This window comes from Paraburkholderia terricola, assembly GCF_900142195.1.
GTDB lineage: Bacteria > Pseudomonadota > Gammaproteobacteria > Burkholderiales > Burkholderiaceae > Paraburkholderia > Paraburkholderia terricola.
On sequence record NZ_FRAB01000002.1, the window covers coordinates 259,382 to 279,711 of the forward strand.

A 20,330-nucleotide genomic window follows, 5' to 3' on the forward strand; every position below is an offset into this window, starting at 1 on the left:
GTCTCGCGCAGCTCGCAGTTCAAGTTCATTTCTATTAGGGAGTAATGATGCAAAAACGATTCAAACAACTGATGTTGCTGGCTGCTTTCGTGCCGACCCTTGCCATGGCTCAAGCGCTTCAGAGCCAGGCTCCGGCGGCGCCGGCTGCTGCCGCGGCACCGGTTGATCCGGCCAAGCAGGCTGCCATCAAGGAACTGCTGGACGCAATCGACGCGCAGAAGCTCGTCGGCGCAATTGGCAACAGCGCGCAGATGCAAGCCAAGCAACTGGTTCCGGCCATCCTGTCGGACGCCCTGAGCGAAAACAAGACGATGACGGACAAGCAGAAGCAGGCTTCCGTCCCGGCGCTGCAAAAAAATGCGGTGCCGAAGCTGGTTGACGGCGCGGGCCAGGTGTTCGCAACCGACAGCTTCCGTCAGGACGCGATGCAAGCTCAATACGACGCATACGCGAAGTACTACAGCACGTCGGAAATCAAGGACCTGACCGCGTTCTACAAGAGCCCGACCGGCCGCAAGTTCATCCAGGTGCAAGACCAGGTTGGCCGCGACGTCGTGAACGGTCTCATGCAAAAGTACATGCCGCAATCGATCAAGGCAACGCGTGACCAGGCCGACAAGGAAGTCGCTTCGGTCAAGCCGGCGAAGTAAGCCTGCCAGGCAAGCTAAAGGTCGAAAGGCTGCGCTGATGTCGCGCTAGCCGCCGCCCGGCAAGCTATACGGCATGCGGGGTTTGGCGGGTTGGCGGCGACAATGCGATAATGGCTGTTTGCGCACAAGCGCGAACGGCCATTTTCTTTTCGGCGCGGAATTATTGGCGATGCGGTCGTCAGGATCGCGTTGTCAGCTTCATGATGGTTGCCTTCGCGGCTCCCAGCTTCGCCGTTTTTTTGCGCGATTTCCCGTTTTCGCGCCTGCTTCCAGGATCTCACGATGCGCGTCTTTAATTTCTCCGCGGGCCCCGCGGCCATGCCAGAAGAAGTGCTGCGTCAGGCTGCCGACGAGATGCTCGATTGGCAAGGCAGCGGCATGAGCGTGATGGAGATGAGCCATCGCGGCAAAGAGTTCATGTCGATCCACGAGGAAGCGCTCGTCGATCTGCGTGAGTTGCTCGAGGTGCCGGCGAGCCATCGCATCCTGTTCCTGCAAGGTGGCGGTCTGGGTGAAAACGCGATCGTGCCGATGAATCTGATGGGCGCGAAGCCGCGCGCGGATTTCGTCGTCACCGGCTCGTGGTCGCAAAAGTCTTTCAAGGAAGCGCAAAAGTACGGCACCGTGCATCTGGCTGCGAGCGGCCAAACGGCCGACGGTTTCACGCGCGCGCCGAAGCGTTCGGAATGGCAGTTGTCGGACGATCCGGCTTATGTGCATCTGTGCACGAACGAGACCATCCACGGCGTCGAAACTTTCGAAATTCCCGATCTCGGCGATATTCCGCTCGTGGCCGACGCATCGTCGCACATCCTGTCGCGTCCCATGGACATCGCCAAGTACGGCGTGCTCTTCGGCGGTGCGCAGAAGAACATCGGCATGGCGGGCGTGACGGTCGTGATCGTGCGCGAAGACATGCTCAATCGCGCGCAAGCGATTTGTCCGTCGGCATTCGAATGGAAGATCGTTGCCGAGAATAATTCGATGTATAACACGCCGCCCACCTATGCGATTTACGTCGCGGGGCTGGTGTTCAAGTGGTTGAAGAAGCAGGGTGGCCTAGCCGCGATCGAAGCACGCAACCTCGAAAAATCGAAGCTGTTGTATGACGCGATCGATTCGAGCAGCTTCTATCTGAACAAGGTCGAGCGCGGCTCGCGCTCGCGGATGAACGTACCGTTTTTCCTCGCTGACGAGTCGCGCAACGAAGATTTCCTGGCCGGCGCGAAAGCGCGGGGAATGGTGCAGCTAAAGGGCCACAAGTCCGTCGGCGGCATGCGGGCGTCGATTTATAACGCTGTCCCGCTCGAAGGCGTCAAAGCGCTTGTCGAATACATGAAGGAATTCGAACAGCGCAGCGCCTGAAACTGTCAGGACATTCAGGCGCGCGCATCTTTCCAGCAGCTACCGGCAAGGCCGTTTTCAAGCATGGACGACGAACTCAATACCCGACTCAAACCTCTTCGCGAACGTATCGACGAGATCGACGCGCAACTCATTGCGCTCCTCAATCAGCGCGCGGCGGTGGCGCTCGAAGTGGGCGAGGTGAAGAAGCACTTCAACGCGCCGGTGTTCCGCCCGGAGCGCGAACAGCAGGTGATCGCGCGCTTGCAGGACATGAGCGAGGGCCCGCTCGCGAGCGAGCATATCAGCGCAATCTGGCGCGAGATCATGGCCGCGAGCCGCGCGCTCGAAAAGACGATCAAGGCTGCGTATCTGGGACCGGTCGGCACCTATAGCGAACAGGCGATGCACGAGTACTTCGGTCAGTCGATCGAAGGCCTGCCTTGCCCGTCGATCGACGAAGTGTTTCGCTCGGTCGAGGCGGGCGCCGCGGAATTCGGCGTCGTGCCGGTCGAGAATTCCACTGAAGGCGCGGTGTCGCGCACGCTCGATCTGCTGCTGCAAACCCAGCTGACGATCGGCGGCGAACTGGCTTTGCCGATTCACCACAACCTGTTGACGCAAAACGGCGATCTCGCGGGCGTGACGCGCGTGTGCGCGCACGCGCAGGCGCTCGCTCAGTGTCAGCGCTGGCTCGCGACGAACGCACCGCATCTGGAGCGCCAGGCGGTGTCGAGCAACGCGGAAGCGGCGCGCATGGCGGCAGAAGATCCCACCGTCGCGGCCATCGCCGGCGATCGGGCGGCAACGCACTACGGTCTGCAAGTCGCGTATGCGCAGATCCAGGACGACCCGCACAACCGCACCCGCTTCGTGATGATCGGCAAGGAGCGCACGGGCGTGAGCGGGCATGACCAGACGTCGCTGATCGTTTCGGTGGCGAACGAGCCGGGCGCGGTGTTCAAGCTGCTCGAGCCGCTCGCTCGCCACAGCGTTTCGATGACGCGTTTCGAATCGCGTCCGGCGCGCGTCGGCACGTGGGAGTACTACTTTTACATCGACGTCGAAGGCCATCGGGACGATCCGTCGGTCGCCGCCGCGCTCGTCGAGCTTGGCGAGAAGGCCGCGTTCCTGAAGATCCTGGGCTCGTACCCGCGCGCCCGATAGCTTCAAACGGCGTTCAGCGGCATTGCAAGGTCAACCGCATACTCATTAGCTAATAATCGTTCGGAGATTTCATGACAGCGTCTTTCGGCCCTTCCTATGTGCGCGCGATTGCGCCCTACGTCGCGGGCAAACCGATTTCGGAAGTGGCGCGTGAGTTCGGCCTCGACGAAGCGACCATCGTGAAACTCGCCTCGAACGAGAACCCGCTGGGCATGCCGGAATCGGCGCAGCGCGCAATGGCGCAGGCAGCTGGCGAACTCGGCCGTTATCCGGACGCGAATGCGTTCGAGTTGAAGGCGGCACTGAGCGAACGCTACGGCGTGCCGGCCGACTGGATCACGCTGGGCAACGGCAGCAACGACATCCTTGAAATCGCGGCGCACGCGTTCGTGGAAAAGGATCAGTCGATCGTCTACGCGCAGTATTCGTTCGCGGTCTACGCGTTGGCCACGCAGGGCGTGGGCGCGCGCGCGATCATCGTGCCCGCCGTCAAGTACGGTCACGACCTCGACGCGATGCTCGCGGCTATTACGAACGACACGCGCCTGATCTTCGTCGCCAATCCGAACAACCCGACTGGCACATTTATCGAAGGTCCGAAGCTCGAGGCGTTTCTCGACAAGGTGCCGCGCAACGTGGCCGTCGTACTCGACGAGGCGTACACGGAATATCTGCCGCAAGCCAAGCGCTACGACTCGATCGCGTGGGTGCGCCGTTATCCGAACCTGCTGGTATCGCGCACGTTCTCGAAGGCGTTCGGTCTGGCGGGCTTGCGTGTCGGCTTTGCGATCGCGCAGCCTGAGTTGACCGATCTGCTGAATCGTCTGCGTCAGCCGTTCAATGTCAACACGCTGGCGCAAGCCGCGGCGATCGCGGCGCTGAACGACACGGCGTTTCTGGAAAAAAGCGCGGCGTTGAACGCGCAAGGCTATCGCCGTCTGACCGAAGCGTTCGACAAGCTCGGTCTCGAGTATGTGCCGTCGGACGGCAACTTCGTGCTGGTGCGCGTCGGCAACGACGACGCGGCCGGCAACCGTGTCAACCTCGAATTGCTGAAGCAGGGCGTGATCGTGCGGCCGGTGGGCAACTATGGTCTGCCGCAATGGTTGCGCGTCACGATCGGCCTGCCGGAAGAAAACGAAGCGTTCCTTGCGGCGCTGGAAAGAACGCTCGCCACCGCCTAAGCGGTAATCCTTGACCCGCGCACCTCATTGGCATCAAGGCGCGCTTTTTCTGTGACCGACGTGGCCGCGTTTTCTTTTAACAAGCTGGTGATTTTTGGGGTCGGCCTGATCGGCGGATCGCTTGCGCGCGCGCTGCGCGAGCGGGGCGCGGCGGTGGGCGCGCGCGCGGTGATCGGTGTCGGGCGTTCGGCCGCGTCGAGCGCGCGGGCTTTGGAACTCGGTGTGATTGACGGCGCCGCAGCGTTGAATGACGACGCCGCGTTGCGTGAAGCGCTGTCCGGCGCCGATTTCGTGCTGCTCGCGGCGCCCGTCGCGCAGACGCAGCCGTTGCTCGAGCGCATCGCGCCGTTTCTCGACGCGGCCACGATCGTCACCGACGCCGGCAGCACCAAGTCGGATGTCGTCGCGGCGGCCCGTGCGGCGCTCGGCGCGCGCATCGGCCAGTTCGTGCCGGGGCATCCAATTGCCGGCCGTGAAGCGAGCGGCGTCGATGCGGCGTTGCCCGACCTGTATGTCGACCGCAATGTCGTGTTGTGCCCGTTGCCGGAGAACGCCCCCCAAGCGGTGGAGCGCGTTGCGGCGATGTGGCGCGCCACCGGCGCCGTCGTGCGTGACATGACGCCGGCGCAGCACGACCGCGTGTTGGCGTCGGTCAGCCATTTGCCGCATGTGTTGTCGTTCGCGCTCGTCGAGCAGATTCTCAATTCGCCCGACGCCGCGTTGAAATTTTCATTCGCCGCCGGTGGTTTCCGCGACTTCACGCGCATCGCCGCGTCGAGCCCGGAAATGTGGCGCGACGTGTGCGTCGCGAATCGCGCCGCGTTGCTGGATGAACTCGACGCCTACACGGCGGTGCTCGCGCGCTTGCGCGCGGCGATCGAAGCCGCCGACGGCGCCGCCCTCGAAGCCGTGTTCGCGCGCTCGCGCGTGGCGCGCACCGAATGGCAGGAACAGCGCGCTGCGGGCGTGAGCAACAGCGACGCGTCGAAATAACCGGAACTGGACACAATCATGGAATTCCTCGATCTCGGACCATTTTCCCGTGCGTCCGGCACGATCCGGCTGCCCGGCTCGAAGAGCATTTCGAATCGGGTGCTGCTGCTCGCCGCGCTCGCCGAAGGCGAAACCACGATCACGAATCTGCTCGACTCCGACGACACGCGCGTCATGCTCGAGGCGCTCGAAAAGCTCGGCGTGCGTCTGAAGCGCGAGGGCGACACGTGCGTCGTGACCGGCACGCGCGGCGCATTCACGGCGCGCACGGCTGATCTGTTCCTCGGCAACGCCGGCACGGCAGTGCGTCCGCTGACCGCGGCGTTGGCCGTGAACGGCGGCGACTACCGCATTCATGGCGTGCCGCGCATGCACGAGCGGCCGATCGGCGATCTGGTGGACGGTTTGCGGCAGATCGGCGCGAGGATCGACTACGAAGAGAACGAAGGTTATCCGCCGCTGCGGATTCGCCCGGCGCAGATTTCGGCCGAGGCGCCGATTCGCGTACGCGGCGACGTGTCGAGCCAGTTCCTGACTTCGCTTCTGATGACGTTGCCGCTTCTGCGCACCGAAAGCGGCGTGAGCACCGTGCAGGTGGACGGCGAGCTGATCTCGAAGCCGTACATCGAGATCACGATCAAGCTGATGGCGCGCTTCGGCATCGAGGTCGAGCGCCACGGCTGGCACCAGTTCGTCGTTCCGGCGGGGCAGCGATATCAGTCGCCGGGCACGATCATGGTGGAGGGCGATGCGTCGTCGGCGTCGTATTTTCTCGCGGCCGGCGCACTCGGCGGCGGGCCGCTGCGGGTGGAGGGCGTGGGGCGGGCCAGTATTCAGGGCGACGTCGGCTTCGCCGATGCGCTCATCCGGATGGGTGCGAACCTGCAGATGGGCGACGACTGGATCGAGGTGCGCGGCGTCGGCCACGACAACGGCAAGCTCGAGCCGATCGACATGGACTTCAACCTGATTCCCGACGCGGCGATGACGATCGCCGTCGCGGCGTTGTTCGCGGACGGCACGACCACGCTGCGCAATATCGCCAGCTGGCGCGTGAAGGAAACCGACCGGATCGCCGCGATGGCGACCGAACTGCGCAAGGTCGGCGCGAAGGTGCAGGAGGGCGAGGATTTCCTCGTCGTCACGCCGCCTGAAAAGCTGATTCCGAACGCCGCGATCGACACCTACGACGATCACCGCATGGCCATGTGCTTCTCGCTGGTGAGCCTCGGCGGGGTGCCGGTCCGGATCAACGACCCCAAGTGCGTCGGCAAGACGTTTCCTGATTATTTCGAGCGCTTTACCGCGCTTGCCCAACCCTGATTCGACCCGAATCGACTGACGTGCGACTTTTTCGATGAAACCGACCCGTCCCTTTCACCAGACGCCCGTCATTACGATCGACGGCCCGAGTGCCTCCGGCAAAGGCACCGTGGCCGCGCTGGTTGCCGCGAGCCTCGGTTTCCACCTGCTCGACAGCGGCGCGCTGTACCGGCTCGCGGCGCTCGCGAGCCTGCGCTACGACATCGGGGCGGATGATCCCGACGCCCTTGTAAAACTCATCGACGATCTGCACATCACGTTTCGCGAGGGGCTGGCGCAACTCGACGGTGTCGACGTTTCCGCCGACATCCGCGCCGAGGAAGTCGGCAGCCGCGCTTCCGCGATCGCCGTGCACGCACCCGTGCGAGCCGCGCTGGTGGCGCGTCAGCGGGCGTTCCGCAAGGAACCGGGGCTGGTTGCCGACGGCCGCGACATGGGCACGGTGATCTTCCAGGACGCCGTGCTGAAGGTATTCATGACCGCCAGCGTCGAGGCCCGCGCGGCGCGACGGCATAAGCAATTGATCCAAAAAGGCTTTTCTGCTAATATAGATGACTTGCTCCGGGATTTGCGTGAGCGCGACGAGCGTGACAGTCAGCGCATTGCCGCGCCGCTCAAGCCCGCAGCGGATGCAAAGCTGCTTGATACCTCCGCATTGTCGATCGACGAGGCGGTTGAGCAAGTGGTGCAGTGGTACGAAGCGTTAGTCCCGCATGCCTGATGAATGTACGCATTGTGCATAAGCAGCGGGCGCAGTAGAAGTAGCGTAATCAGTAGGTGCTCCGCGATCGTCGTGGAGCGTGTTTTAACCCTTTAACCCCGCGTGGCATTCGCCTTCTTCGCCGAAGTTGCTGACCGTCCGGCCAGCCGGGCACCGCGAGAACCATGCAAATTTTGATTTTTATGTCCGACCTGCAAACCTCTACCCCGAATACCGAATCTTTTGCGGCTCTGTTCGAAGAGTCGCTGACCAAGCAAGACATGCGCGCCGGCGAAGTGATTTCCGCCGAAGTCGTGCGTGTCGACCACAACTTCGTGGTCGTCAACGCTGGTCTCAAGTCCGAAGCCTACATCCCGCTCGAAGAGTTCCTGAATGACGCGGGCGAGGTAGAAGTGCAGGCGGGCGACTTCGTTTCCGTCGCGATCGACGCGCTGGAAAACGGCTATGGCGACACGATCCTGTCGCGCGACAAGGCGAAGCGCCTGGCTTCGTGGCTGTCGCTGGAAAAAGCGCTCGACAACAACGAACTCGTGACCGGCACGATCACGGGCAAGGTCAAGGGCGGCATGACCGTCATGGTCAACGGCATCCGCGCATTCCTGCCAGGCTCGCTGGTCGATACGCGTCCGGTCAAGGACACGACCCCGTACGAAGGCAAGACGCTGGAATTCCGCGTCATCAAGCTCGACCGCAAGCGTAACAACGTCGTGCTGTCGCGCCGTGCCGTGATCGAAGCGACCCAGGGCGAAGAGCGCGCAAAGCTGCTCGAAACGCTGAAGGAAGGCGCGATCGTCGAAGGCGTGGTGAAGAACATCACCGACTACGGCGCGTTCGTGGACCTCGGCGGTATCGACGGCCTGCTGCACATCACCGACATCGCATGGCGTCGTGTGCGTCACCCGAGCGAAGTGCTGTCGGTTGGCCAGGAAGTCACCGCGAAGATCCTCAAGTTCGATCAAGAGAAGAACCGCGTTTCGCTGGGCATCAAGCAACTGGGCGACGACCCGTGGGAAGGCATCTCGCGCCGTTACCCGTCGGGCACGCGTCTGTTCGGTAAGGTCACGAACATCACCGACTACGGCGCATTCGTCGAAGTGGAATCGGGCATCGAAGGCCTCGTCCACGTGTCGGAAATGGACTGGACGAACAAGAACGTTGCACCGTCGAAGGTTGTACAGCTGGGCGACGAAGTCGAAGTCATGGTTCTCGAAATCGACGAAGACCGCCGCCGTATCAGCCTCGGCATGAAACAGTGCAAGCCGAATCCGTGGGACGACTTCAGCCGCAACTTCAAGAAGGGCGACAAGCTGCAAGGCGCAATCAAGTCGATCACCGACTTCGGCGTCTTCATCGGTCTGCCGGGCGGCATCGACGGTCTGGTTCATCTGTCGGACCTGTCCTGGAGCGAAACGGGCGAAGAAGCGGTTCGCAAGTACAAGAAGGGCGACGAAGTGGAAGCGATCGTTCTTGGCATCGACGTCGAGAAGGAACGCATCTCGCTGGGTATCAAGCAGCTCGAAGGCGACCCGTTCAGCAACTTCGTTGCAATGAACGACAAGGGTTCGATCGTCGACGGCGTGGTCAAGACGGTGGACGCGAAGGGTGCAGTGGTTCAGCTGTCGGCTGAAGTCGAAGGTTACCTGCGCGCTTCCGAAATCGCACAAGACCGCGTGGAAGACGCTCGCAACGTGCTGAAGGAAGGCGACAAGGTCAACGCGATGATCATCAACATCGATCGCAAGTCGCGTGGTATCAACCTGTCGATCAAGGCCAAGGATTCGGCTGAACAACAGGAAGCGATCCGCGGCCTGGCTTCGTCGGATTCGGGCTCGGCTGCCACCGGCACGACGAACCTCGGCGCGTTGCTGAAGGCCAAGCTCGACGGTCAGAACCAGTAATTGAGGAGCGCCCCCAACCCTGTCGCTTCGTACCAGTCCCGCAAGGGGACCACCTGCGGAACGGAAAAATTGGGGGCGGCCCGGCGTTTTCTTAAGAGGTCTGCTGCAGTATGACCAAATCGGAATTGGTCGCCCAGCTGGCTACGCGATTCCCGCAGCTTGTACTCAAAGATGCGGACTTCGCGGTGAAGACGATGCTTGATGCGATGTCGGAGGCGCTTGCCAAAGGTCATCGCATCGAAATTCGCGGCTTCGGCAGCTTCGGTCTCAACCGTCGTCCCTCCCGTGTCGGGCGTAACCCAAAGTCGGGCGAGAAGGTGCTGGTACCCGAGAAACACGTACCGCATTTCAAACCGGGCAAGGAATTGCGCGAGCGGGTAGATCGCCGTGCGGGAGAGCCGCTGAAGGCTGAAGAGCCGGACGACGATCTCTAAATGCCAGGCTGGGTGATAAGCAGCGTGGCCTTGGTAGCGTCAGCGGCTAGAGCCAGTCGGCAAAAAAACAGAAAAGCGCCTTCGGGCGCTTTTTTTTCGCCCACCGCAAAATAAACCTCGCGTAAGCCCACAATCGGCCAGTTCCTGCCCAGCCGCGAGGGCTTCAATTACAATACGGGTCACTTCGGCGCGGGCAACACCGTGGCGCGACGCGTCATCAAGCCGGCGTCACCCCGCAACTGCCGTCAAGAGACCTATTCATGAAATTTATCGTTTGGCTGATCCGGGTGCTGGTGTTCGTGCTGCTGCTGGTGCTCGCGCTCTCCAATACACAACCTGCTACGCTGAATTTCCTCGCTGGCTACGCGTGGTCGGCGCCCTTGATCCTGATCGGCCTGGCGTTCTTCGTGGTGGGGCTGGTGGCCGGGCTCGTGTCGTCGCTGCCGGCCATGCTGCGCCTGCGCATGGAAAACGGCCGGCTCAAGCGTGAGTTGCGGGTGGCGCGCGAGGCCCCGGTGGTGGTCGAACAGCCGCCCATGCCGCCGCTGATCTAAGTTGTCTTCCGCCGCGCGCCTTGGTGGGCGCGGCTTTCCGTTTTCGCTTTCCCGCACGTTTGCATCAATCGCATGGATCTAGACTTCTGGTGGCTGCTGGTCATACCCGTCGCATTCGCGTTCGGCTGGATGGCCGCGCGCTACGACCTCAAGACGCTGCTGTCGGAAAGCGCCAACTTGCCGCGCTCGTATTTTCGCGGCCTGAACTTCCTGCTCAACGAGCAGCCGGACCAGGCGATCGACGCCTTCATCGAAGTCGTCAAGCTCGATCCGGAAACGATCGAGTTGCACTTCGCGCTCGGCAATCTGTTTCGCCGCCGCGGTGAAACCGACCGCGCGATCCGCGTGCATCAAAACCTGCTGAGCCGTGCCGATCTGCCGGTCAGCGAGCGCGATCACGCGCTCTACGAACTGGGGCAAGACTTTCTGAAAGCGGGCCTGCTCGATCGCGCCGAGGAAACCTTCCGTTCGCTCGAGACGGGCGACTATGCGCTGGGCGCGCAACGCGCGCTTCTCACCATCTACGAAATCGAGAAGGACTGGATCAAGTCGATCGACACAGCGCGTCATCTGGAAACCATGGGTTCGGAATCGCTCGACAAGGAGATCGCGCAATTCCATTGCGAACTCGCCCAGGAAGCGCTGCAACAGCAAAACCCGGATGAGGCGCGCCGACAACTCGGCCTCGCCTTGAAAGCGAATCCGACCAACGTGCGCGCCACGATCCTGTTCGGCGATGTCGACGCGGCCGGCGGTGCGCAAGAAGCGGCCATCGCGCAGTGGCGGCGCGTCGAGGAGCAGAATCCGGCTTATCTGCCGCTCGTCGCCGAAAAGCTGATGAAGGCTTACGATGCGCTCGGCCGTCCTCAGGACGGCGCCGACCTGCTCACCACGTGGGTGGACCGCTATCCCTCGAACGATCTGCTCGACGTTGCGTATCAGCACGTCGCGTCGCTGCGGGGCCCCGATGCGGCGCACGCGCTGGCACGCTCGCAGATGCAGAAGTCGCCGAATCTCGCGGGTATGACGCGTCTTCTGGAGGCGCAGCAAGCCGTCGCCGAAGAGCCGCGGCGCAGCGAACTCGAACTGATGCGCACGCTGATTCGTCAGCGCACCAAGAATCTGCCGCGCTACACGTGCCAGAATTGCGGTTTCAGGGCGCGGCTATTCTATTGGCAGTGCCCCGGTTGCAGCGGTTGGGAAACCTATGCGCCGCGTCGAGTCGAACCGATCACGACGTCGAACTGACGCCCCGACGGGGGCCGTGCCAACGTCGGTGTCTACGTGGGCGCGGCAGCCGTCTCGCCGCGCGCATGGCAGCAGCAGCCGCGCGGGCGGATCTCGCGGCGTGTTCTTGACCGGCTTCATCGCCGGGAATCATCACCGGAATCTTCCACCGGAAAGCGTATGAAAATCACCATTATCGGCACCGGCTATGTCGGCCTCGTCACTGGCGCGTGCCTCGCTGAACTCGGCAACGACGTTTTTTGCCTCGACGTCGATCAGCGCAAGATCGACATCCTGAACAACGGCGGTGTGCCGATCCACGAGCCGGGCTTGCAGGAGATCATCGCCCGCACACGCGCGGCGGGGCGCATCACGTTTTCGACCGATATCGCGGCGAGCGTGGCGCACGGCGACGTGCAGTTCATCGCAGTCGGCACGCCGCCCGACGAAGACGGCTCGGCCGATCTGCAATACGTGCTCGAAGCGGCGCGCAACATCGGCCGTACGATGAACGGCTTCAAGGTGATCGTCGACAAATCGACGGTGCCGGTCGGCACCGCGCAGCGCGTGCGTGCCGTGGTGGAAGAAGAACTGGCGAAGCGGGGGCTCGCGAACAGCGCGCAGCATCGTTTCTCGGTGGTCTCCAATCCTGAGTTTCTGAAGGAAGGCGCGGCCGTCGACGATTTCATGCGGCCCGACCGCATCGTGCTCGGCAGCGACGACGACGAAGCCGGTCTGCGCGCGCGGGAACTGATGAAGCGTCTGTACACGCCGTTCAACCGCAATCACGAACGCACGCTGACGATGGACGTGCGCTCGGCCGAATTCACCAAGTACGCGGCCAATGCGATGCTCGCCACGCGCATCTCGTTCATGAACGAGATGTCGAATCTCGCGGATCGGGTCGGCGCGGACATCGAAGCGGTGCGCCGCGGCATCGGCTCGGACCCACGCATCGGCTATCACTTTCTGTATGCCGGCGCGGGCTACGGCGGTTCGTGCTTCCCGAAGGACGTGCAGGCGCTGATTCGCACCGCCAGCGAAAGCGGCCACAACCTGCGGATTCTCGAAGCGGTCGAGGAAGTGAACCACAGGCAGAAAGACGTGCTGGTGCAAAAGGTCACCGCCACGCTTGGCGAGGATCTGAGCGGCCGCACGTTCGCCGTGTGGGGGCTCGCGTTCAAACCGAATACCGACGACATGCGCGAGGCGCCGAGCCGCCGCGTGATCGCCGAATTGCTCAAGCGCGGCGCGCAGGTACGCGCATACGACCCCGTCGCGGTAGCCGAAGCGCGCCGCGTGTTCGCGATGGATCTGCATGATGCGCCGGACCAGCTTGCGCGTCTCACGTTCACGAATACGCAGGACGAAACGCTCACCGGCGCCGACGCGCTCGTGATCGTGACCGAATGGAAGGAATTCAAGAGTCCGGATTTCGTGCACCTGAAATCGGTGCTGAAGTCGCCGCTGATTTTCGACGGCCGCAACCTCTACGAACCGGATGCGATGACCGAACTCGGCATCGACTATCACTCGATTGGACGCCCTTATGCCCAACCCTCTGGAGTCTCGGCCGATGTCTCAGACGATGCCTGAGGCCGCTGTGTCCTCACTCGCGCCGACGCTGACCGTGGTGCCGCGCAAACAGCTCGGTGCCGCCCGCGTGCTGGTGGTCGGCGACGTGATGCTCGATCGCTACTGGTTCGGCGACGTGAACCGCATTTCGCCGGAAGCGCCGGTGCCCGTGGTGCACGTCCAGCGGCAGGAAGACCGCCTCGGCGGCGCGGCGAACGTCGCGCGCAACGCGGTCGCCCTCGGCGCGCAGGCGGGTTTGCTGTGCGTGGTCGGCCGCGACGAACCCGGCGAGCGCATCGTGCAGTTGCTCAGCGAAAGCGGCGTGACGCCGCATCTCGAACGCGATCCGGATCTACTCACCACTATCAAACTGCGCGTGCTGTCGCGTCAGCAGCAGTTGCTGCGAGTCGACTTCGAAAACACGCCGGCGCACGAAGTGCTGCTCGCGGGCCTCCAGCGTTTCGACGACCTGCTGCCTTCGCACGACGTGATCCTCATGTCCGACTACGCGAAGGGCGGCCTCACGCATGTCACGCAGATGATCGCGAAGGCGCATGCGGCGGGCAAGCCGGTGCTGGTCGATCCGAAGGGCGACGACTGGGACCGCTACCGCGGCGCGACGTTGATCACGCCGAACCGCGCCGAGTTGCGCGAGGTCGTCGGGCAATGGAAGTCGGAAGAAGATCTGATCGCGCGTGTGACGAAGCTGCGCGCCGATTTGCAGTTCAAGGCGTTGCTGCTCACGCGTTCGGAAGAGGGCATGACGCTCTTCTCCGACGACGGCATCCTGCACGCTTCGGCCGTCGCGCGCGAAGTGTATGATGTTTCGGGTGCGGGCGACACCGTGATTGCCACGCTCGCCGCCATGCTCGGCGCGGGTCTCACGCTGATCGAGGCGGTCGGGCTCGCGAATCGCGCGGCCGGCATCGTGGTCGGCAAGCTCGGCACCGCCACCGTCGACTACGACGAACTCTTTCCTTGATTGATGCGGCCCGCCGGTCCCTCGCTTCGCGCTGCTTGACGGCGCGCAAAAGGGATCCGCGGGGCGTCAACCGAAGCTGTCGATCGGGGTTAGCGCTTGAGCGCTGGCTCCGATCCCATGCAAAGCTCATTACCGCAGGCTCATCATGACTCTCATCGTCACCGGCGCAGCCGGCTTTATCGGCAGCAATCTCGTGAAGGCGCTCAACGAGCGCGGCGAGCAACGCATCATCGCGGTCGACAATCTCACACGCGCCGACAAGTTCAAGAACCTCGTCGATTGCGAGATCGAGGATTACGTCGACAAGACCGAATTCGTCGAACGCTTCAAGCGGGGCGACTTCGGCAAGGTGCGCGCGATTTTCCACGAAGGCGCCTGCTCGGACACGATGGAAACCGACGGCCGCTACATGATGGACAACAATTTCCGCTACAGCCGCGACGTGCTCGATGTCTGCCTCGCGCAGAACATCCAGTTTCTGTACGCGTCGTCGGCGGCCACGTATGGCGGGTCGAGCCGCTTCGTCGAGGAGCGCGAGGTCGAGCAGCCGCTGAACGTATACGGCTATTCGAAATTCCTGTTCGACCAGGTGATTCGCCGCGTGCTGCCCAGCGCGAAAAGCCAGATCGCCGGCTTCCGCTATTTCAACGTATACGGCCCGCGCGAAACGCATAAGGCGCGCATGGCGTCGGTGGCGTTTCACAACTTCAACCAGTTCCGCGCCGAGGGCAAGGTGAAGCTGTTCGGCGAATACAACGGCTATGCCGCGGGCGAACAGACGCGCGACTTCGTCTCTGTTGAAGACGTGGTGAAGGTCAACCTGTTCTTCTTCGACAACCCTGACAAGTCGGGCATCTTCAATCTGGGCAGCGGTCGCGCGCAGCCCTTCAACGACATCGCCACGACGGTCGTCAACACGCTGCGCTCGCTGAACAACGAGCCGCCGTTGTCGCTCGCCGATCAGGTGCAGCGCGGGTTGATCGAATACATTCCGTTCCCCGATGCATTGCGCGGCAAATACCAGTGCTTCACGCAAGCCGATCAGTCGAAGCTGCGCGCGGCCGGTTACGACGCGCCGTTCCTGAGCGTTCAGGAAGGTGTCGATCGCTACGTACGTTGGCTATTCGGCCAGGTGTAAATTTTTCGGGTACCTCTTTACACTGGAATCTCCCGGTTGGTGATGGTCGCCAACCGGTTGTACGAGGGAGGTTCCATATGTTTCGAAAAATTCTGGTTACCGCGGCCATGCTGGCCGCTTTCGGCCACGCGTATGCGGCGGTCGACGTCAATACGGCTAACGAGGACGCGCTGCGCGGCGTCAAGGGTATCGGTCCCGCCAAAGCGAAAGCCATTCTCGACGAGCGTACAGCGCATGGTCCGTTCAAGGACCCGGCCGATCTCGGCAAGCGCGTCAAGGGCATGGGCGGGCATACCGTCGAGCGCCTGCAGGCGGAGGGTCTCGCTGTCGGTCCGGCTGGCGCGGCTGCTGGCACGCAGGCTGCGGCGTCTGCACAGGCCAGGGAGCCGGCCGTTTCGACGAATGCGGCTAATGCGGCGAACGCGGGCAACGCCCAAAAGAGCAACGCCGCGGTGGCGGTGAAGAAGTAGCCTGAGGCGGGCCGTGCGCGGGCATGGTCACCCGCGCACGCGGCCCGTCACTGTCGTTCCCTTCATGGTTGGAGTTGGCAAGAGCACTCCTTCAGCTGTCATGCAGATGACTGGCTCCCGCGGTTCTCGGCCGCGGGCTTTTTGCGTGGATCGAGCGGCGGCTTTCCATGGTTTTTTCGGTTCGACGCGGGGCGTCATGCTCGCTTGCCCCGAGCTTCGCGCGCGCTCGCCGGTGAACGCCTGCATCCATGCGGTCAGAAGGGCCGCGCGGCAGCGGCGGGCACGGTAGTTTAGAATCGATGAATCAAGACTCCGCGCATCGACAGTTCAAAATCCATATGGCTTACAAAACGATTGAAGACACGATCGGCAATACGCCGCTCGTGCAACTCGTCCGGCTTCCCGACGACGAGATCCGCAGCCGCAACAACGTGGTCCTTGCGAAGCTCGAGGGCAATAACCCCGCGGGTTCGGTGAAAGACCGTCCGGCGCTGTCGATGATCAAGAAAGCGGAAGCGCGTGGCCGCATCAAGCCGGGCGATACGCTGATCGAAGCGACCAGCGGCAACACCGGCATCGCGCTCGCGATGGCGGCTGCGGTCCGCGGCTACAAGATGGTGTTGATCATGCCGGAGGACTTGTCGGTGGAGCGCCGTCAAAGCATGGCCGCGTACGGTGCGCAGATCGTCTTGACGCCGGTCACCGGCGGCATGGAATACGCGCGCGACCTGGCCGAGCAGATGCAGCGCGAAGGCAAGGGCATCATCCTCGACCAGTTCGCGAATCCGGACAATCCGGCCTCGCACATCGAAGGCACCGGCCCGGAAATCTGGCGCGATACGGAAGGGCGCATCACGCATTTCGTATCGTCGATGGGCACGACCGGCACGATCATGGGCGTGTCGACTTACCTGAAAGAACAGAACCAGGCGATCGAGATCATCGGCGCGCAGCCGGAAGAAGGTTCGCGCATCCCGGGCATCCGCAAATGGCCGGAAGCGTATCTGCCGAAGATTTTCGACCGCAGCCGCGTGGATCGTGTCGAGAACGTGAGCCAGGCCGCCGCCGAAGCGATGGCGCGGCGCATGGCGTCGGTCGAAGGCATCTTCGCCGGCATCTCGTCGGGCGGCGCGTGTGAAGTGGCATTGCGCATCGCGCGTCAGGTCGAGAACGCGACAATCGTATTCATCGTTTGCGATCGCGGCGATCGGTATCTGTCGACCGGGGTGTTTCCGGCGTAAGCGGAGTTGGTTGCGGATTCGTTTGCGCGCGCAAGCACGCCCACATTCCCGCATGCACGTCTGCATGGGTCACACGAGCTCAACAAAAAAGCGCCGGCAAAACCGGCGCTTTTTTTCACAAGCCCGCGGGAATCAACGCCCGCGGCTTATTGCGAAGCCGCACCGGGCACGGCAGCATTGCCATTGCCATTGCCATTGCCATTGCCATTCACCGCATCGCTCGAGGCCATCTGCGCCTTGACCCGTTCGCCCAACTGATACACCGCGAGGGCGTAAAAGAAGCTGCGGTTGTAGCGCGTCAGCACATAGAAATTCTTCAGGCCCAGCATGTACTCGGTGCCACGTCCAGGCGACGGCAGATCCACGATCGTTACCGGCGTGCCGGCTTCCGAGGCGACATTCACTTGCGGTTCGTTCAGCAGCAGCCCGGCGCGCAGCAATTGGTCGAGCGGCCAGTGCGGCTCGGGCTGGCCGTCGGCGGCGGCCTGCGCAACGCCCAGGCTGCCGGCGTCGGTGCCGATCTTCCACACCACCGGCCGGCCGTTTTCCCAGCCGTGTTGCCGCAGGTAATTCGCCACGCTGCCGATCGCATCCGCCTCGCTCGTGCGCAGGTCGATGCGCTTGTTGCCGTCATAGTTCACCGCGTATTGCACGATGCTGCTCGGCAGGAATTGCGGAATACCGATCGCACCCGTGTAGGAACCGAGTACCGTGTTGGGATCGATCTGCGCATCGTGCGTCCACACCAGGTAATCTTCGAGATTCTTGCGGAAGGTCGCCTGACGGTCAGCGCGGTTGGCGGTGTCGGGGTAGTCGAAGGTCAGCGTGGTGAGCGCATCGAGCACGCGGAAGTTGCCCATGAAACGCCCGTAAATCGTCTCCACGCCGATGATGCCGACGATCACTTCCGGCGGCACGCCGAACTCTTCGTAGGCGCGTTGCAGCGTTGCCTGATTGGCGCGCCAGAAGCGCACGCCCGCGTTGATCCGAACCTGGTCGAGAAAGCGCGACTGATACGCGCGCCAGTTCTTGACCGAGGGCGTGGGCGACGGCGTCACGAGCTTGACGGCGGTCGCCGAATAACTCACGCCGGCAAAGAGCGCGTGCAGCGCGGCTTCGTCGAAGTCGTAGCGCGCGACCATGTCGTTGATGAACGCGTCGACATTGGGATTGTTCGCGTAGCGCTGCGGGATGATTTCTTCTTCGAAGGTTTGCCCTTGCTGCACCGCGGGTTGCGGTTGGCTTTGCACCAGCAGCGGTGGTTTTTTGCCGGCGCTCTGCGCTATCGCCGGACTGGTTGCCATGAACATGCACGATGCGACGGAGAGTGCGGCGGCGAGAGTCTTGATGCGTAGCCGGTTTCGTGCGGACAGGGCAAGCTTGACGGTCATAGTGAGCTGAGGGCGCAGTGCGAAAGAGACAGGAAAACAGACAGGGAAAACGGTTCGGGGCAGTATACCCGACGCCTTCCGCAAAACTGTGCCGGACACGTCACACCCGCCTCGTGTGGTAAGTTGATAAATGTTGGCGCGCCGAGGGCGCGCGCCCTCTACGGAGACACGCCGCGCGCGCCTCGAGGCGCCGCGCCGCGCAAGAGGATCATGGCAACAGGCTTCTATTCCCACGCCGACTGTCTGCTGCACGATATGGGGCAATGGCATCCCGAATGCCCGGCGCGCCTGCAGGCAATCGAAGACCAATTGATCGCGAGCCGCATCGACTCGCTGATCGAGCGCGAGTCGCCGCCGCTCGCCGAGGAAGCCGCGCTCCTGCGCGTGCATACGCAGGCGCACATCGACTACATCCGCAACTGTTCGCCCGCCGAAGGCCTCGCCGAGATCGACCCCGATACGTCGATGAATCCGCATACCCTGCGAGCCGCGTTGCGCGCGGCGGGCGCCGCGGTGGCCGCGACCGATGCCGTGATCGAAGGCCGTTTCGACAACGCCTTCTGCAGCGTGCGCCCGCCCGGCCACCATGCGGAACCGGCGCGCGCGATGGGCTTCTGCTTCTTCAACAACGTGGCGATCGCCGCGCGTCATGCGCTCGAAGTGCACGGCTTGCAGCGGGTGGCGATCATCGACTTCGACGTTCATCACGGCAACGGCACGGAAGCGGCCTTCTCCGGCGATTCGCGCGTGCTGATGTGCAGCATCTTCCAGCATCCGTTCTATCCGTACACCGGCGCCGAGAACCAGGCGCCCAACATGTGCAACGTGCCGATGCCGGCGCGCTCGAAAGGCATGGCCGTGCGCGAGGCGGTCGACCTGCTGTGGCTGCCGCGTCTCCATGACTTCAAGCCCGAGATGGTCTTCATCTCCGCCGGTTTCGACGCGCATCGCGAGGACGATCTCGGCAACATGGGCCTCGTCGAGGACGACTACGCGTGGATCACCGACCAGGTGCGCGAAATCGCCAAACGCTATGCGCGTGGCCGGATCGTCAGTTGTCTCGAAGGCGGCTATAACCTGTCGGCGCTCGGGCGCAGCGTGGTCGCGCACGTGCGGGCGTTGGCCGGAATCTGACGCGCGGCGGCGCGCGAACCGCGCAAGCCGCATCAACGTAATGAGGAGCGAGCCATGAACGCCGAGATCCGCAGCGCGTCACTGGTGGAGATCGAACGCGACGCATACAGTGTGGCGGGCGTCGTGCGCCTGACGATGAACCGGCCCGATGCCTTCAACGCGCTCTCCGAAGCCTTGCTCGACGACCTGCAACAAGCATTGACCGACATCGCGCGGACGGACGCGCGCGTGGTCGTGATCGCCGGCGCGGGCCGCGCGTTCTGCGCGGGACACGATCTGAAGGAAATGCGCGCGGCGCCGTCGCTGGCTTATTACCAGGCGCTGTTCGCGCGCTGCACGAAGCTGATGCTGACGATCCAGCGCTTGCCGCAACCGGTGATCGCGCGTGTGCACGGCATCGCCACGGCGGCCGGTTGTCAACTGGTCGCGATGTGCGATCTGGCGGTCGCCGCCGAGACAGCGCGTTTTGCCGTGTCGGGCGTCAATCTGGGGCTGTTCTGCGCGACGCCTTCGGTGCCGCTGTCGCGCAATCTGTCACGCAAGGCGGCGCTCGAAATGCTGCTCACCGGCGATTTCATCGACGCGGCGCAAGCGCAGCAGCAAGGGCTCGTCAACCGCGTGGTCCCGGCAGACGCGCTCGACGCCGAAGTCGCGCGGCTCGCCACCCGCATCTGCGCGAAACCGGTGGAAGCGGTGAGCGCCGGCAAGGGCCTGTTCTACCGGCAACTGGAAATGGGCGTTGAAGCGGCTTACCAGCTCGCCGGCCAGACGATGGCCTGCAACATGATGGATGAATCGGCGCTCGAAGGCGTGCAGGCATTCATCGACAAACGCCCGCCCGACTGGAAGCGTTGAACGGCGTGAGCAAGGTATCCGCCGACCTCCGGCGCGGCGGCGTTCAACG

At 63.1% G+C, this 20,330-nt stretch carries 19 protein-coding genes; 18 read left to right on the forward strand and 1 reads right to left on the reverse strand.

Annotated elements, in window-relative coordinates; translation table 11 throughout:
- Positions 1 to 47 precede the first annotated feature (47 nt).
- The 16 genes from BUE39_RS03035 to cysM all read left to right on the forward strand — a co-directional run bounded on the left by BUE39_RS03035 (position 48) and on the right by cysM (position 16,901).
- Complete coding sequence (locus BUE39_RS03035; RefSeq protein WP_073427240.1) at positions 48 to 650, forward strand: DUF2059 domain-containing protein; 603 nt, start codon at positions 48 to 50, stop codon at positions 648 to 650.
- Between the two features lie 282 nt (positions 651 to 932).
- On the forward strand, positions 933 to 2,015 hold the full coding sequence (serC, locus tag BUE39_RS03040; protein WP_073427162.1) for a 3-phosphoserine/phosphohydroxythreonine transaminase: 1,083 nt from the start codon (positions 933 to 935) through the stop codon (positions 2,013 to 2,015).
- 63 nt (positions 2,016 to 2,078) lie between these two features.
- A complete protein-coding gene (pheA, locus tag BUE39_RS03045; protein ID WP_073427163.1) occupies positions 2,079 to 3,161 on the forward strand; it encodes a prephenate dehydratase in 1,083 nt (360 codons plus the stop codon).
- A 71-nt stretch (positions 3,162 to 3,232) separates the two neighbouring features.
- On the forward strand, positions 3,233 to 4,345 hold the full coding sequence (gene hisC / locus BUE39_RS03050) for a histidinol-phosphate transaminase (RefSeq protein ID WP_073427164.1): 1,113 nt from the start codon (positions 3,233 to 3,235) through the stop codon (positions 4,343 to 4,345).
- A 51-nt stretch (positions 4,346 to 4,396) separates the two neighbouring features.
- The gene (locus tag BUE39_RS03055; protein WP_073427165.1) at positions 4,397 to 5,338 is read left to right on the forward strand and encodes a prephenate dehydrogenase; all 942 of its coding nucleotides are present in this window, start codon (positions 4,397 to 4,399) and stop codon (positions 5,336 to 5,338) included.
- Between the two features lie 18 nt (positions 5,339 to 5,356).
- Positions 5,357 to 6,661, forward strand: coding sequence for a 3-phosphoshikimate 1-carboxyvinyltransferase (gene aroA, locus BUE39_RS03060; RefSeq protein WP_073427166.1), 1,305 nt, complete (start codon positions 5,357 to 5,359; stop codon positions 6,659 to 6,661).
- A 34-nt stretch (positions 6,662 to 6,695) separates the two neighbouring features.
- Positions 6,696 to 7,382: a (d)CMP kinase gene (cmk, locus tag BUE39_RS03065; protein WP_073427167.1), complete on the forward strand. Its 687-nt coding sequence runs from the start codon at positions 6,696 to 6,698 to the stop codon at positions 7,380 to 7,382.
- A 164-nt stretch (positions 7,383 to 7,546) separates the two neighbouring features.
- The gene (gene rpsA, locus BUE39_RS03070; protein WP_073427168.1) at positions 7,547 to 9,280 is read left to right on the forward strand and encodes a 30S ribosomal protein S1; all 1,734 of its coding nucleotides are present in this window, start codon (positions 7,547 to 7,549) and stop codon (positions 9,278 to 9,280) included.
- 110 nt (positions 9,281 to 9,390) lie between these two features.
- A complete protein-coding gene (locus BUE39_RS03075) occupies positions 9,391 to 9,714 on the forward strand; it encodes an integration host factor subunit beta (RefSeq protein ID WP_073427169.1) in 324 nt (107 codons plus the stop codon).
- 260 nt (positions 9,715 to 9,974) lie between these two features.
- The gene (locus BUE39_RS03080; RefSeq protein WP_073427170.1) at positions 9,975 to 10,268 is read left to right on the forward strand and encodes a LapA family protein; all 294 of its coding nucleotides are present in this window, start codon (positions 9,975 to 9,977) and stop codon (positions 10,266 to 10,268) included.
- A gap of 72 nt (positions 10,269 to 10,340) precedes the next feature.
- Positions 10,341 to 11,516, forward strand: coding sequence for a lipopolysaccharide assembly protein LapB (gene lapB, locus BUE39_RS03085; protein WP_073427171.1), 1,176 nt, complete (start codon positions 10,341 to 10,343; stop codon positions 11,514 to 11,516).
- Positions 11,517 to 11,675: 159 nt separating this feature from the next.
- Positions 11,676 to 13,091 (forward strand): UDP-glucose dehydrogenase family protein, encoded by a 1,416-nt coding sequence (locus BUE39_RS03090; protein ID WP_073427172.1) that lies wholly within the window; start codon positions 11,676 to 11,678, stop codon positions 13,089 to 13,091.
- Positions 13,045 to 14,052, forward strand: coding sequence for a D-glycero-beta-D-manno-heptose-7-phosphate kinase (rfaE1, locus tag BUE39_RS03095; protein WP_073427173.1), 1,008 nt, complete (start codon positions 13,045 to 13,047; stop codon positions 14,050 to 14,052). Before BUE39_RS03090 ends, rfaE1 begins: the two co-directional genes overlap by 47 nt.
- A 145-nt stretch (positions 14,053 to 14,197) precedes the next feature.
- Positions 14,198 to 15,190, forward strand: a complete 993-nt coding sequence (gene rfaD, locus BUE39_RS03100) for an ADP-glyceromanno-heptose 6-epimerase (protein ID WP_073427174.1) — start codon at positions 14,198 to 14,200, stop codon at positions 15,188 to 15,190.
- 77 nt (positions 15,191 to 15,267) lie between these two features.
- Positions 15,268 to 15,660, forward strand: a complete 393-nt coding sequence (locus BUE39_RS03105; protein ID WP_073427175.1) for a ComEA family DNA-binding protein — start codon at positions 15,268 to 15,270, stop codon at positions 15,658 to 15,660.
- Positions 15,661 to 15,998: 338 nt separating this feature from the next.
- On the forward strand, positions 15,999 to 16,901 hold the full coding sequence (cysM, locus tag BUE39_RS03110) for a cysteine synthase CysM (RefSeq protein WP_073427176.1): 903 nt from the start codon (positions 15,999 to 16,001) through the stop codon (positions 16,899 to 16,901).
- Between the two features lie 146 nt (positions 16,902 to 17,047).
- Here cysM and mltB read toward each other — a convergent pair whose 3' ends face one another.
- Entirely contained in the window at positions 17,048 to 18,211 is a 1,164-nt protein-coding gene (gene mltB, locus BUE39_RS03115; RefSeq protein ID WP_073427177.1) for a lytic murein transglycosylase B, read from the reverse strand.
- A gap of 291 nt (positions 18,212 to 18,502) precedes the next feature.
- Between mltB and BUE39_RS03120 the strand changes: the two genes are divergently transcribed.
- Together BUE39_RS03120 and BUE39_RS03125 are read left to right on the forward strand one after the other, a co-directional pair.
- On the forward strand, positions 18,503 to 19,426 hold the full coding sequence (locus tag BUE39_RS03120) for a histone deacetylase family protein (protein WP_073427178.1): 924 nt from the start codon (positions 18,503 to 18,505) through the stop codon (positions 19,424 to 19,426).
- Positions 19,427 to 19,480: 54 nt separating this feature from the next.
- On the forward strand, positions 19,481 to 20,281 hold the full coding sequence (locus BUE39_RS03125; RefSeq protein WP_073427179.1) for an enoyl-CoA hydratase: 801 nt from the start codon (positions 19,481 to 19,483) through the stop codon (positions 20,279 to 20,281).
- Positions 20,282 to 20,330: the final 49 nt, after the last annotated feature.